Origin of the sequence: Escherichia sp. KS167_9B, from assembly GCF_030295215.1 — a bacterium.
Lineage (GTDB): Bacteria > Pseudomonadota > Gammaproteobacteria > Enterobacterales > Enterobacteriaceae > Escherichia > Escherichia coli_F.
Genome location: NZ_AP025754.1, coordinates 3,994,494 through 4,007,075, shown reverse-complemented (window position 1 = coordinate 4,007,075; position 12,582 = coordinate 3,994,494). Strand labels below are relative to the sequence as shown.

Sequence of the window (12,582 nt, the reverse complement as noted above, 5' to 3'; positions counted from 1 at the left end):
TTGTTGGAGAAAGAAAATGGCAAGATATTTGGGTCCTAAGCTCAAGCTGAGCCGTCGTGAGGGCACCGACTTATTCCTTAAGTCTGGCGTTCGCGCGATCGATACCAAGTGTAAAATTGAACAAGCTCCTGGCCAGCACGGTGCGCGTAAACCGCGTCTGTCTGACTATGGTGTGCAGTTGCGTGAAAAGCAAAAAGTTCGCCGTATCTATGGTGTGCTGGAGCGTCAGTTCCGTAACTACTACAAAGAAGCAGCACGTCTGAAAGGCAACACCGGTGAAAACCTGTTGGCTCTGCTGGAAGGTCGTCTGGACAACGTTGTATACCGTATGGGCTTCGGTGCCACTCGTGCAGAAGCACGTCAGCTGGTTAGCCATAAAGCAATTATGGTAAACGGTCGTGTTGTTAACATCGCTTCTTATCAGGTTAGTCCGAATGACGTTGTAAGCATTCGTGAGAAAGCGAAGAAGCAGTCTCGCGTGAAAGCCGCTCTGGAGCTGGCTGAGCAGCGTGAAAAGCCAACCTGGCTGGAAGTTGATGCTGGCAAGATGGAAGGTACGTTTAAGCGTAAGCCGGAGCGTTCTGATCTGTCTGCGGACATTAACGAACACCTGATCGTCGAGCTTTACTCCAAGTAAAGCTTAGTACCAAAGAGAGGACACAATGCAGGGTTCTGTGACAGAGTTTCTAAAACCGCGCCTGGTTGATATCGAGCAAATGAGTTCGACGCACGCCAAGGTGACCCTTGAGCCTTTAGAGCGTGGCTTTGGCCATACTCTGGGTAACGCACTGCGCCGTATTCTGCTCTCATCGATGCCGGGTTGCGCGGTGACCGAGGTTGAGATTGATGGTGTACTACATGAGTACAGCACCAAAGAAGGCGTTCAGGAAGATATCCTGGAAATCCTGCTCAACCTGAAAGGGCTGGCGGTGAGAGTTCAGGGCAAAGATGAAGTTATTCTTACCTTGAATAAATCTGGCATTGGCCCTGTGACTGCAGCCGATATCACCCACGACGGTGATGTCGAAATCGTCAAGCCGCAGCACGTGATCTGCCACCTGACCGATGAGAACGCGTCTATTAGCATGCGTATCAAAGTTCAGCGCGGTCGTGGTTATGTGCCGGCTTCTACCCGAATTCATTCGGAAGAAGATGAGCGCCCAATCGGCCGTCTGCTGGTCGACGCATGCTACAGCCCTGTGGAGCGTATTGCCTACAATGTTGAAGCAGCGCGTGTAGAACAGCGTACCGACCTGGACAAGCTGGTCATCGAAATGGAAACCAACGGCACAATCGATCCTGAAGAGGCGATTCGTCGTGCGGCAACCATTCTGGCTGAACAACTGGAAGCTTTCGTTGACTTACGTGATGTACGTCAGCCTGAAGTGAAAGAAGAGAAACCAGAGTTCGATCCGATCCTGCTGCGCCCTGTTGACGATCTGGAATTGACTGTCCGCTCTGCTAACTGCCTTAAAGCAGAAGCTATCCACTATATCGGTGATCTGGTACAGCGTACCGAGGTTGAGCTCCTTAAAACGCCTAACCTTGGTAAAAAATCTCTTACTGAGATTAAAGACGTGCTGGCTTCCCGTGGACTGTCTCTGGGCATGCGCCTGGAAAACTGGCCACCGGCAAGCATCGCTGACGAGTAACCGGATCACAGGTTAAGGTTTTACTGAGAAGGATAAGGTCATGCGCCATCGTAAGAGTGGTCGTCAACTGAACCGCAACAGCAGCCATCGCCAGGCTATGTTCCGCAATATGGCAGGTTCACTGGTTCGTCATGAAATCATCAAGACGACTCTGCCTAAAGCGAAAGAGCTGCGCCGCGTAGTTGAGCCGCTGATTACTCTTGCCAAGACTGATAGCGTTGCTAATCGTCGTCTGGCATTCGCCCGTACTCGTGATAACGAGATCGTGGCAAAACTGTTTAACGAACTGGGCCCGCGTTTCGCGAGCCGTGCCGGTGGTTACACTCGTATTCTGAAGTGTGGCTTCCGTGCAGGCGACAACGCGCCGATGGCTTACATCGAGCTGGTTGATCGTTCAGAGAAAGCAGAAGCTGCTGCAGAGTAATCTGAAGCAACGTAAAAAAACCCGCCCCGGCGGGTTTTTTTATACCCGTAGTATCCCCACTTATCTACAATAGCTGTACTCTTTTTGTTCATCCCCTGGAGTATTTATGTGGTTACTTGACCAGTGGGCAGAGCGCCATATAGCAGAAGCGCAAGCGAAAGGTGAGTTTGATAACCTACCTGGTAGCGGCGAACCATTAATCCTGGATGATGATTCCCACGTGCCACCAGAATTACGTGCGGGGTATCGCTTGTTGAAGAATGCTGGTTGCTTACCGCCAGAACTTGAGCAACGGAGGGAAGCAATTCATCTTATGGATATCCTCGAAGGTATCCGTCACGATGATCCGCAATATCAAGAGATTAGTCGTCGATTGTCATTACTGGAGTTAAAGCTGCGACAAGCAGGATTGAGTACCGATTTTTTACGCGGCGATTATGCTGACAAGTTGTTGAATAAAATCAACGATAACTAGTGGAGTATGTATGTATCGCATTGGTGAGCTGGCAAAAATGGCGGAAGTAACACCCGACACGATTCGTTATTACGAAAAGCAGCAGATGATGGAGCATGAAGTACGTACCGAAGGTGGGTTTCGCCTGTATACCGAAAGCGATCTCCAGCGATTGAAATTTATCCGCCATGCCAGACAACTTGGTTTCAGTCTGGAGTCGATCCGCGAGTTGCTGTCGATCCGTATCGATCCTGAGCACCATACCTGTCAGGAGTCAAAAGGCATTGTGCAGGAAAGATTACAGGAAGTGGAAGCACGGATAGCCGAGTTGCAGAGTATGCAGCGTTCCCTCCAACGCCTTAACGATGCCTGTTGTGGGACCGCCCATAGCAGTGTTTATTGCTCGATTCTTGAAGCCCTTGAACAAGGGGCGAGTGGCATTAAGAGTGGTTGTTGATTTTTTGCACTGGCGGGATTACACTCGCGCCGTTAAATAACCAACTGGAGTTTTTATGAGCCGATATCAGCATACTAAAGGACAGATAAAAGATAATGCGATAGAAGCATTGCTACATGATCCTTTATTCCGACAGCGTGTAGAGAAAAATAAGAAGGGGAAAGGTAGTTACATGCGGAAAGGAAAACATGGCAATCGGGGAAACTGGGAGGCCAGTGGCAAGAAAGTAAATCACTTTTTTACCACTGGCCTTCTGCTTTCAGGGGCTTTTTAAGAGCGGTTATTCTGCTCTTTCAGCAAATCACGAATTTCTGTCAGTAATACTTCTTCTTTAGTTGGCGCTGGCGCGGCTGCCGGTTCTTCTTTCTTACGATTCAGTTTGTTGATTAGCTTAATTGCCATGAAGATGGCAAAGGCCACAATCAGAAAATCAAAGACGTTTTGAATGAAGACACCGTAATGCATCACAACAGCAGGGATATCCCCCTGCGCATCGCGTAGCGTGACAGCAAACTGTTTAAAATCGATCCCGCCAATTAATAAGCCCAGAGGAGGCATGATGATATCGGCAACCAGTGAAGAGACAATCTTCCCGAATGCCGCACCGATAATGACACCCACCGCCAAATCCACTACGTTCCCGCGCATCGCAAATTCGCGAAATTCTTTAATAATGCTCATGTTATTCTCCCTATGAAGCCGACAACCATAAGTCTAACAAATGTTAAGCCATTTTCCTGCCAGGAATGAATTTAATTAATCCTTGAGAATCAAAGGGAAATAATAAGGCGTCATAAGACGCCTTATTAATTACAAAAAGAAAGGACTTGGCTGGAAGAGTCTTTCGACGTCGGTAATAAACTTTTTATCTGTGAGGAACATAATTACATGATCGCCTTGCTCAATACGCAGATTGTCATTGGCAATCATCACATCATTGCCGCGTACTACAGCACCAATAATCGTTCCTGGCGGTAGCTTGATTTCGTCAATGACTCTGCCGACAACGCGTGAGGTGCTTTCATCACCGTGAGCAACGGCTTCAATAGCTTCTGCTACGCCGCGGCGCAATGAGGAAACACCAACAATATCTGCTTTTCGCACATGGCTAAGCAACGCAGAGATGGTCGCTTGTTGCGGTGAAATTGCAATATCGATCACGCTCCCCTGAACCAGATCCACATAAGCGCGACGCTGGATCAATACCATCACCTTTTTCGCGCCCATACGTTTGGCGAGCATGGCGGACATAATATTGGCCTCGTCATCGTTGGTGACGGCAATAAACAGATCAACTTGATCGATGTGCTCTTCAGCCAGCAGTTCCTGATCCGATGCATCACCAAAAAAGACGATCGTATTCTGCAGCTTTTCCGCCAGCTCGGCAGCGCGCTGTTGATTACGCTCGATGAGTTTGACGCTGTAATCTTTTTCCAGACGACGCGCCAGCCCTGCACCGATATTACCGCCGCCAACCAGCATGATCCGCTTATACGGTTTTTCCAGACGTTGCAATTCACTCATCACCGCGCGGATGTGTTGCGAAGCGGCAATAAAGAACACTTCATCACCAGCTTCAACAATGGTCGAACCTTGCGGACGAATAGGGCGATCGTGGCGGAAAATGGCTGCCACACGAGTATCGATATGCGGCATATGTTCGCGCATGGTCGAAAGTGCATTACCAATCAGTGGGCCGCCATAATAGGCTTTAACCACAGCCAGGCTGACTTTACCCTCAGCGAAGTTCACTACCTGCAGCGCGCCGGGATACTCAATCAGTCGGTAAATATTATCGATAACCAGCTGCTCTGGTGCGATCAGATGATCAATCGGTACAGCATCTGAATGAAATAGCTTATCGGCATCGCGCACGTAGTCTGGTGAGCGGATACGAGCGATGCGATTAGGGGTGTTGAAAAGTGAGTAGGCTACCTGGCAGGCAACCATATTGGTTTCATCTGAACTGGTTACAGCAACCAGCATATCGGCGTCGTCGGCACCTGCCTCCCGCAATACGCGTGGATGAGAGCCATGCCCCTGCACGACTCGCAGGTCAAATTTATCCTGCAAGGTCCGCAGACGCTCACCGTTGGTATCGACAACAGTAATATCGTTGTTCTCGCCAACCAGGTTTTCCGCCAGTGTGCCGCCAACCTGGCCGGCACCCAGAATGATAATTTTCATCAGTCGCGACCCGTTATCTCATCACTTTTTGATTAGCTTAGCGTAAAAGAAGCCGTCGCCCTCTTCGGCACCAGGCAGATTTTGCTTACCTGGTTGTTCTGGTGTTCCGGTTTCGCAAAGCATTGCATCTTCTGTGCGTTGCAGAAAGGCTTTAATTTGTTGGCTATTCTCTTCCGGTAACACTGAACAGGTGGCATAGACCAGGGTTCCACCGGATTTTAAATGCGGCCAGATGGCGTCGAGAATTTCAGACTGCAACTGCGCGAGTTCAGGGATATCGCGATCGCGACGTAACCATTTAATATCCGGATGGCGACGAATCACACCGGTTGCTGAACAAGGCGCATCTAATAAAATGCGATCAAACTGTTGCTCGCCACACCATTGGGAAGGGTAGCGGCCATCACCTTGTTTCACGGTCGCCTTCATACCAAGGCGTTTTAAATTGTCGTAAACGCGAGAGAGGCGCTGTTCGTCAATATCAACCGCAACAACCTGCGCTTCTGGTGCCACCTCAAGGATATGCGTTGTTTTACCGCCGGGGGCAGCGCAAAGATCCAGAATGTGTTCACCGTTTTGTGGCGCAAGCCAGGCCATGCAACCTTGTGCTGATGCATCCTGAACGGTAACCCATCCTTCTTCAAAACCTGGTAGCACATGAACAGGTGCAGGTGTTTCCAGCCGTACAGCATCAGGGTAATCCGCATGCGGGAAACCTTTCATTCCTGCTTCATCCAGCAATGCAAGCCAGCTGTCGCGGGAATGATGCGTACGATTAACGCGCAGCCACATTGGCGGACGCTGGTTATTGGCTTCAATGATGGATTGCCATTGCTCTGGATACGCTTTTTGCAGACGCTTCAGCAACCAGGAAGGATGCAGATAACGTGCATCACTGGCATTAAACTCGGCTAATAACTCTTCTTGCTGACGCTGGAACTGGCGTAATACGCCGTTAATCAACCCTTTAAGTTGCGGACGCTTAATTGCGACAGCACCTTCAACCGTTTCAGCCAGCGCAGCATGAGGTGGAATGCGGGTATAAAGCAGTTGATACAAACCAACCATAATCAGGTAATGCACAGTGCGCTGTTTGCCGGTCATCGGACGGGCCATTAACTTATTAATCAGCCAGTCTAACTGTGAAAGCGTACGCAGTACGCCAAAGCACAATTCTTGAAGAAGTGCTTTGTCTTTATCGGAAACTTTTTGCTGGAGCGGTGGCAGAATGTTGCTTAATGATTGCCCTTGCTCGACGACTTGTTCAACGGCCTGTGCCGCCATGCTACGTAAATTACGTTGTTTTTTCATAAGTATAAAAATGCCCGGCAAGACCGGGCTTAGAAGAGTGGACTATCAGACCAGACGGTTGCCCGGAACAAACCATTCCCGACGAGAATTCAGGAGGTCTTGCGCGCTCATCGCTTTCTTACCCGCAGGTTGTAACGAGAGCAGGTTCAGGATGCCACCACCCGTCGCAACCTGAATGCCTTGTTTATTGGCTTCAAGGATCGTTCCTGGTGCAGCGTTGGTTGCCGTATCAATGACCGACGCTTTCCAGACTTTAACCGGCTGTCCTTCAATTTCCAGCCAGCTCATTGGCCATGGATTGAAAGCGCGAATGCAGCGTTCAAGCTGCGCTGCCGAAAGCGACCAGTCAATACGCGCTTCTTCTTTACTCAACTTTTCGGCGTAAGTGACAAGAGTTTCGTCCTGAACTTCTGGTTTCGCCGTGCCGTCTGCCAGTTGTTTCAATGTGGTGATAAGCCCTTGTGGGCCAAGCTCTGCCAGCTTGTCGTACAGCGTACCACTGGTATCTTCTGCAGTAATCGGGCAGGAGAGCTTATAGAGCATGTCACCGGTGTCTAAACCAACATCCATTTGCATAATGGTCACACCAGTTTCTGCATCACCCGCCCATAGTGAGCGTTGGATTGGTGCAGCACCGCGCCAGCGTGGCAGCAGTGAACCATGAACGTTGATACAGCCAAGACGCGGCATCTCCAGCACAGCTTTCGGCAGAATTAAACCATAGGCGACGACGACCATAACATCAGCCTGCAGGTCGGCGACCAGTTGCTGGTTTTCTTGTGGACGCAGGGAAACAGGTTGAAAAACGGGCAGACCTTTTTCCTCAGCCAGAACTTTAACCGGGCTGGGCATCAGTTTTTTACCGCGTCCTGCCGGTCGGTCTGGCTGGGTGAACACGCCAACGACGTTATGACCAGAAGACAACAGCGCGTCGAGATGACGCGCTGCAAAGTCAGGTGTACCCGCAAAAATAATACGTAGTGATTCTGACACGTTAATTCTTATCCTTAAGCCCGGGCTTTCAGACGATCCAGTTTTTCAACTTTCTGACGAATACGTTGTTGTTTCAGCGGTGACAGATAATCCATAAACAGTTTGCCGACCAGGTGATCCATCTCATGCTGAATACAGATGGCTAACAGACCGTCTGCTTCCAGTTCAAATGGTTTACCGTCGCGGTCCAGGGCGCGAATTTTAACTTTCTCTGCGCGTGGCACTAAAGCACGTTGTTCAGGGATCGACAGGCAACCTTCTTCAATGCCTGTTTCGCCGCTTTTTTCTAAAAGCTCCGGATTGATTAACACCAGCCGTTCGTCACGGTTTTCCGAAACATCAATAACAATGATACGTTGATGGATATCAACTTGGGTTGCCGCCAGGCCAATACCTTCTTCTGCGTACATCGTCTCGAACATATCATCGACGATACGCTGAATTTCTGCATTCACTTCTTCTACCGGTTTAGCAACTTTGCGAAGCCGCTCGTCCGGAATATGTAACACTTGCAAAACTGACATAAATCTCCAGAGATGTGTTCAGGAGTTAGAAAGATTATTTCTTCTATTCTAGACAAATCCCCCTCTGATTGACAGCATCACTGACCAATCGCAAAGATTGCTAAGACTGCTTATGGCAGGGAGATAAGGATGGTCGATACAGAAATTTGGCTGCGTTTAATGAGCGTCAGCAGCTTGTACGGCGATGATATGGTCCGTATAGCTCACTGGCTGGCAAAACAGTCGCATATTGATGCGGTTGTATTGCAGCAAACAGGGCTTACATTGCGGCAGGCACAACGCTTTCTTTCATTTCCGCCAAAGAGTATTGAGAGCTCACTTTGTTGGTTGAATCAACCAAACCATCATTTAATCTCAGCGGATAGTGAATTTTATCCTTCCCAACTTCTGGCGACAGCAGATTACCCCGGTGCGCTGTTTGTTGCTGGAGAACTGCGCGCATTGCATTCATTTCAGCTTGCTGTAGTGGGGAGTCGGGCGCATTCATGGTATGGCGAACGCTGGGGACGATTATTTTGCGAAACTCTGGCGACGCGTGGAGTGACAATTACGAGTGGACTGGCGCGAGGAATCGATGGTGTGGCGCATAAAGCGGCCTTGCAGGTGAATGGCGTCAGCATTGCTGTATTGGGGAATGGACTTAATACCATTCATCCCCGCCGCCATGCCCGGCTGGCTACCAGTCTGCTTGAACATGGCGGAGCTCTCGTCTCGGAATTTCCCCTCGATGTTCCACCTCTTGCTTACAATTTCCCGCGAAGAAATCGCATTATCAGTGGTCTAAGTAAAGGTGTACTTGTGGTGGAAGCTGCTTTGCGCAGTGGTTCGCTGGTGACAGCGCGTTGTGCGCTTGAACAGGGGCGAGAAGTTTTTGCCTTGCCAGGTCCAATAGGGAATCCGGGAAGCGAAGGGCCTCACTGGTTAATAAAACAAGGTGCGATTCTTGTGACGGAACCGGAAGAAATTCTGGAAAACTTGCAATTTGGATTGCACTGGTTGCCAGACGCGCCTGAAAATTCATTTTATTCACCAGATCAGGAAGACGTGGCATTGCCATTTCCTGAGCTCCTGGCTAACGTAGGAGATGAGGTAACACCTGTTGACGTCGTCGCTGAACGTGCCGGCCAACCTGTGCCAGAGGTAGTTACTCAACTACTCGAACTGGAGTTAGCAGGATGGATCGCAGCTGTACCCGGCGGCTATGTCCGATTGAGGAGGGCATGCCATGTTCGACGTACTAATGTATTTGTTTGAAACCTATATTCACACAGAAGCTGAGTTGCGTGTGGATCAAGACAAACTTGAACAGGATCTTACCGACGCAGGATTTGATCGAGAAGATATCTACAATGCCCTGCTTTGGCTGGAAAAGCTTGCGGATTATCAGGAAGGACTGGCAGAACCGATGCAACTGGCCTCTGATCCACTCTCCATGCGTATTTATACCCCTGAAGAGTGTGAAAGACTGGATGCCAGCTGTCGTGGTTTTCTGCTTTTCCTTGAGCAAATTCAGGTGCTTAACCTTGAAACCCGTGAAATGGTGATAGAGCGAGTGCTCGCGCTGGATACCGCTGAGTTCGACCTGGAAGACCTGAAATGGGTAATCCTGATGGTGTTGTTCAATATTCCGGGCTGCGAAAATGCGTACCAGCAAATGGAAGAATTACTCTTTGAAGTGAATGAAGGTATGCTGCATTAATCATTTCTTTAATTCAGCATAAGTTGTTATGGCGAAATCAGCACTGTTCACGGTGCGTAATAATGAGTCCTGCCCAAAGTGCGGGGCTGAACTGGTTATTCGATCCGGGAAACACGGTCCGTTTCTTGGATGCTCACAGTATCCGGCGTGTGACTACGTCCGTCCTCTGAAATCTTCAGCGGATGGACATATCGTCAAAGTTCTGGAGGGGCAGATTTGCCCTGCATGCGGCGCAAATCTGGTCTTACGCCAGGGGCGCTTTGGTATGTTTGTTGGTTGCAGTAACTATCCTGAATGCGATCATACCGAACTTATCGATAAACCGGACGAAACAGCAATTACCTGTCCTCAATGTCGGACGGGCCATCTGGTCCAGCGCCGCTCCCGTTATGGCAAAACATTTCATTCCTGTGATCGCTACCCGGAGTGTCAATTTGCCATTAACTTCAAACCTATAGCCGGAGAATGCCCTGAGTGTCATTATCCGCTACTCATCGAAAAGAAAACCGCGCAGGGTGTAAAACACTTTTGTGCCAGTAAACAATGTGGAAAGCCGGTTTCGGCGGAATAATAACGTGAATAATAACCTGCAAGGAGACGCTATCGCAGCTGCGATAGATGTCCTCAATGAAGAACGTGTCATCGCCTATCCCACGGAAGCCGTTTTCGGTGTCGGGTGCGATCCTGATAGCGAAACAGCAGTGATGAGACTGTTGGAACTAAAACAGCGTCCGGTTGATAAGGGGCTGATTTTAATCGCGGCAAATTACGAGCAGCTTAAACCCTATATTGATGACTGCATGCTGACTGATGCGCAGCGTGAAACCATTTTTTCTCGCTGGCCAGGTCCCGTCACCTTTGTCTTTCCCGCGCCTGCGACAACACCGCGCTGGTTGACAGGCCGCTTTGATTCGCTTGCTGTACGAGTCACCGACCATCCGTTGGTGGTTGCTTTGTGCCAGGCTTATGGTAAACCGCTGGTTTCTACCAGTGCCAACTTGAGTGGATTGCCGCCTTGTCGAACAGTAGACGAAGTTCGCGCACAATTTGGCGCAGCGTTTCCGGTTGTGCCTGGTGAAACGGGAGGGCGTTTAAATCCTTCAGAAATCCGCGATGCCCTGACGGGTGAACTGTTTCGACAGGGGTAACATAATGGAAAACTATGCTGTTTTTGGTAATCCAATAGCCCACAGCAAATCGCCATTCATTCATCAGCAATTTGCTCAGCAATTGAATATTGAACATCCCTATGGGCGCGTGCTGGCACCTATCAATGATTTCATTAACACACTGAACGCTTTCTTTAGTGCTGGTGGTAAAGGAGCGAATGTGACGGTGCCTTTTAAAGAAGAGGCCTTTGCCAGAGCTGATGAACTTACTGAACGGGCAGCGTTGGCTGGTGCTGTTAATACCCTCAAGCGGTTAGAAGATGGACGCCTGCTGGGTGACAATACCGATGGCGTAGGCTTGTTAAGCGATCTGGAACGTCTGTCTTTTATCCGCCCAGGTTTACGTATTCTACTCATCGGCGCTGGTGGGGCGTCTCGTGGTGTATTACTTCCACTCCTTTCTCTGGACTGCGCGGTGACAATCACTAATCGGACGGTATCCCGCGCGGAAGAGTTGGCTAAATTGTTTGCGCACACGGGCAGTATTCAGGCGTTGGGTATGGACGAACTGGAGGGGCATGAGTTCGATCTCATTATTAATGCAACATCCAGTGGCATCAGTGGTGATATTCCCGCGATCCCGGCATCGCTCATTCATTCAGGCATGTGTTGCTATGACATGTTCTATCAGAAAGGAAAAACACCTTTTCTGGCATGGTGTGAGCTGCGAGGTTCAAAGCGTAATGCGGATGGATTGGGGATGCTGGTGGCACAGGCGGCTCATGCCTTTCTTCTCTGGCACGGTGTTCTGCCTGACATAGAACCAGTTATAAAGCAATTGCAGGAGGAGTTGTCCGCGTGAATCAGGCCATCCAGTTTCCGGACAGGGAAGAGTGGAACGAGAGTAAAAAATGCGTTTGTTTTCCCGCTCTTGTAAATGGTATGCAGCTCACTTGCGCTATTACTGGAGAGAGTCTGGCGAACCGCTTTGCAGGAGATACGCCAGAACAGTGGTTAGCGAGTTTTCGTCAGCATCGCTGGGACCTGGAAGAAGAAGCAGAAAGCTTGATTCAGGATCAAAGCGAAGATGATCAAGGTTGGGTTTGGTTACCCTGATCCAGATACTCGTCCTTCCATTTCACGTAGTTATTCGCGGAATAGCGTAACCCGGCCTTCTCTTCATCACTTAACGGGCGGATCTGTTTGACGGGGCTACCGAGATACAGATATCCGCTCTCCAGCCGTTTATTTTGTGGGACCAGGCTACCCGCACCAATCATCACATCATCTTCTACTATTGCACCATCAAGTAAAATTGATGCCATCCCAACCAACACTCGATTGCCAATGGTACAGCCGTGGAGCATCACCTTATGACCAACAGTGACATCTTCGCCAATGGTTAATGGGTTGCCATCTGGGTTGTATGAGGACTTATGGGTGACATGCAACATACTGCCATCCTGGATATTGGTGCGTGCTCCAATCTGTACATAATGTACATCACCACGAATCACAACGAGTGGCCAGATCCCCACATCATCAGCCAAACGAACGTCACCGATCACTACACTACTATCGTCGATCATTACGCGCTGACCGATTTGTGGAAAAAGATCGCGGTATGGGCGTAAAACATCAGACATACTCACCTCAACAATAAATGATTTCCTAATGACTTTGGGTGCATTATTGGCCTAGTGCAAGTCTTTTAGTATGCAAAAAAGCACCGTTTTGTGTGCGAATGCAGCAAAAAGGGTGAAAAAACAACA

The 12,582-nt window shown here is 49.4% G+C and carries 18 protein-coding genes; 12 read left to right on the top strand and 6 right to left on the bottom strand.

What is annotated here, in order from left to right; all coding sequences use genetic code 11:
* The first annotated feature begins 16 nt into the window (after positions 1–16).
* The 6 genes from rpsD (at position 17) to arfA (ending at position 3,261) form a co-directional block, all read left to right on the top strand.
* Positions 17–637: a 30S ribosomal protein S4 gene (gene rpsD / locus QUE34_RS20110; protein WP_000135224.1), complete on the top strand. Its 621-nt coding sequence runs from the start codon at positions 17–19 to the stop codon at positions 635–637.
* A gap of 25 nt (positions 638–662) precedes the next feature.
* Positions 663–1,652 carry a DNA-directed RNA polymerase subunit alpha gene (locus QUE34_RS20105; RefSeq protein ID WP_103254001.1) on the top strand — a complete coding sequence of 330 codons (990 nt, stop codon included), beginning with the start codon at positions 663–665 and terminating at the stop codon, positions 1,650–1,652.
* A 40-nt stretch (positions 1,653–1,692) separates the two neighbouring features.
* On the top strand, positions 1,693–2,076 hold the full coding sequence (gene rplQ / locus QUE34_RS20100) for a 50S ribosomal protein L17 (protein WP_001216368.1): 384 nt from the start codon (positions 1,693–1,695) through the stop codon (positions 2,074–2,076).
* 106 nt (positions 2,077–2,182) lie between these two features.
* On the top strand, positions 2,183–2,551 hold the full coding sequence (locus QUE34_RS20095) for a DnaJ family domain-containing protein (RefSeq protein ID WP_046076530.1): 369 nt from the start codon (positions 2,183–2,185) through the stop codon (positions 2,549–2,551).
* 10 nt (positions 2,552–2,561) lie between these two features.
* Positions 2,562–2,987, top strand: coding sequence for a Zn(2+)-responsive transcriptional regulator (gene zntR, locus QUE34_RS20090; RefSeq protein ID WP_103254003.1), 426 nt, complete (start codon positions 2,562–2,564; stop codon positions 2,985–2,987).
* Between the two features lie 55 nt (positions 2,988–3,042).
* Positions 3,043–3,261, top strand: a complete 219-nt coding sequence (arfA, locus tag QUE34_RS20085) for an alternative ribosome-rescue factor ArfA (RefSeq protein ID WP_000092697.1) — start codon at positions 3,043–3,045, stop codon at positions 3,259–3,261.
* Here the strand turns inward: arfA and mscL are convergent.
* The 5 genes from mscL to def all read right to left on the bottom strand — a co-directional run bounded on the left by mscL (position 3,258) and on the right by def (position 8,002).
* Entirely contained in the window at positions 3,258–3,668 is a 411-nt protein-coding gene (mscL, locus tag QUE34_RS20080; protein ID WP_000022442.1) for a large-conductance mechanosensitive channel protein MscL, read from the bottom strand. The genes arfA and mscL overlap by 4 nt on opposite strands.
* Before the next feature lie 129 nt (positions 3,669–3,797).
* A complete protein-coding gene (trkA, locus tag QUE34_RS20075; RefSeq protein ID WP_000691382.1) occupies positions 3,798–5,174 on the bottom strand; it encodes a Trk system potassium transporter TrkA in 1,377 nt (458 codons plus the stop codon).
* Positions 5,175–5,195: 21 nt separating this feature from the next.
* Positions 5,196–6,485 carry a 16S rRNA (cytosine(967)-C(5))-methyltransferase RsmB gene (gene rsmB / locus QUE34_RS20070; RefSeq protein WP_103254004.1) on the bottom strand — a complete coding sequence of 430 codons (1,290 nt, stop codon included), beginning with the start codon at positions 6,483–6,485 and terminating at the stop codon, positions 5,196–5,198.
* A 45-nt stretch (positions 6,486–6,530) separates the two neighbouring features.
* A complete protein-coding gene (gene fmt / locus QUE34_RS20065) occupies positions 6,531–7,478 on the bottom strand; it encodes a methionyl-tRNA formyltransferase (protein ID WP_000004455.1) in 948 nt (315 codons plus the stop codon).
* A gap of 14 nt (positions 7,479–7,492) precedes the next feature.
* A complete protein-coding gene (gene def / locus QUE34_RS20060) occupies positions 7,493–8,002 on the bottom strand; it encodes a peptide deformylase (protein WP_000114984.1) in 510 nt (169 codons plus the stop codon).
* Between the two features lie 129 nt (positions 8,003–8,131).
* Between def and dprA the strand changes: the two genes are divergently transcribed.
* Genes dprA through QUE34_RS20030 form a run of 6 tightly spaced genes read left to right on the top strand, consistent with a single transcriptional unit; the run spans position 8,132 to position 11,926 of the window.
* On the top strand, positions 8,132–9,256 hold the full coding sequence (gene dprA, locus QUE34_RS20055; protein ID WP_000228564.1) for a DNA-protecting protein DprA: 1,125 nt from the start codon (positions 8,132–8,134) through the stop codon (positions 9,254–9,256).
* Complete coding sequence (gene smg, locus QUE34_RS20050; protein WP_000460672.1) at positions 9,228–9,701, top strand: DUF494 family protein Smg; 474 nt, start codon at positions 9,228–9,230, stop codon at positions 9,699–9,701. Before dprA ends, smg begins: the two co-directional genes overlap by 29 nt.
* A 28-nt stretch (positions 9,702–9,729) precedes the next feature.
* A complete protein-coding gene (locus tag QUE34_RS20045; protein ID WP_032185250.1) occupies positions 9,730–10,272 on the top strand; it encodes a DNA topoisomerase family protein in 543 nt (180 codons plus the stop codon).
* A 4-nt stretch (positions 10,273–10,276) separates the two neighbouring features.
* Positions 10,277–10,849, top strand: a complete 573-nt coding sequence (tsaC, locus tag QUE34_RS20040; RefSeq protein WP_001353637.1) for an L-threonylcarbamoyladenylate synthase type 1 TsaC — start codon at positions 10,277–10,279, stop codon at positions 10,847–10,849.
* A 4-nt stretch (positions 10,850–10,853) separates the two neighbouring features.
* Complete coding sequence (gene aroE, locus QUE34_RS20035) at positions 10,854–11,672, top strand: shikimate dehydrogenase (protein WP_000432883.1); 819 nt, start codon at positions 10,854–10,856, stop codon at positions 11,670–11,672.
* Positions 11,669–11,926 carry a DUF1488 family protein gene (locus tag QUE34_RS20030; protein ID WP_001070585.1) on the top strand — a complete coding sequence of 86 codons (258 nt, stop codon included), beginning with the start codon at positions 11,669–11,671 and terminating at the stop codon, positions 11,924–11,926. The genes aroE and QUE34_RS20030 overlap by 4 nt, the downstream gene beginning before the upstream one ends.
* On the opposite strand, the gene QUE34_RS20025 is transcribed toward QUE34_RS20030, so the two are convergent.
* A complete protein-coding gene (locus QUE34_RS20025; protein ID WP_001286209.1) occupies positions 11,902–12,456 on the bottom strand; it encodes a gamma carbonic anhydrase family protein in 555 nt (184 codons plus the stop codon). The genes QUE34_RS20030 and QUE34_RS20025 overlap by 25 nt on opposite strands.
* Positions 12,457–12,582: the final 126 nt, after the last annotated feature.